Source organism: Bradyrhizobium sp. SRL28 (assembly GCF_018596315.1).
GTDB lineage: Bacteria > Pseudomonadota > Alphaproteobacteria > Rhizobiales > Xanthobacteraceae > Bradyrhizobium.
The window spans coordinates 1-582 of the sequence record NZ_JAHEAG010000205.1; the positions used below are offsets into that span (position 1 = coordinate 1).

At 68.0% G+C, this 582-nt stretch carries 1 protein-coding gene; it reads left to right on the top strand.

Translation table 11 applies throughout. The annotated features are described in order from the left end of the window. Positions 1-582: condensation domain-containing protein (locus KIP88_RS46000; RefSeq protein ID WP_249791576.1), on the top strand; the 582-nt coding region annotated here is incomplete at both ends.

Sequence of the window (582 nt, forward strand, 5' to 3'; positions counted from 1 at the left end):
CTATCACATTCCGCTGGCGTGGCGGCTCAAAGGTGTGCTCGAGCGCAGCGCCTGGCAGCGCAGCCTTGACCAGTTGGTGGCGCGGCATGAGGCGCTGCGGAGCATTTTTGTCGCGTCGGAGGGTGAGCCTTGGGTTGAGGTTCTGCCGGCGGATGCGGGGTTGCCGGTTGTGGAGCACGATCTGCGGGGCCGGGCAGACGCGGAGGCGGCGCTGTCGGAGCTGTGCCAGGAAGAGGCGCGCACGCTGTTTGATCTGGTGCGCGGGCCGCTGATCCGCGGCCGGCTGATCCGGATGTCCGATGACGAGCACGTCTTCCTGCTGACCCAGCATCACATTGTCTCGGACGGCTGGTCGCTGGGCGTGCTGGTGCGTGAACTCAGTCAGCTGTACCGGGCGTTCCTGGCGGGACAAGACGATCCGCTGCCGCCGCTTGCGATCCAGTATCCGGACTATGCTGCCTGGCAACGGCAGTGGCTGGCTGGCGAGCGATTGCAGAAGCAGGCGGAGTATTGGCGCAACACCCTGGCTGGCGCGCCGGCCCGTCTGGCCTTGCCGACGGACCGGCCGCGGCCGGCCCGGCA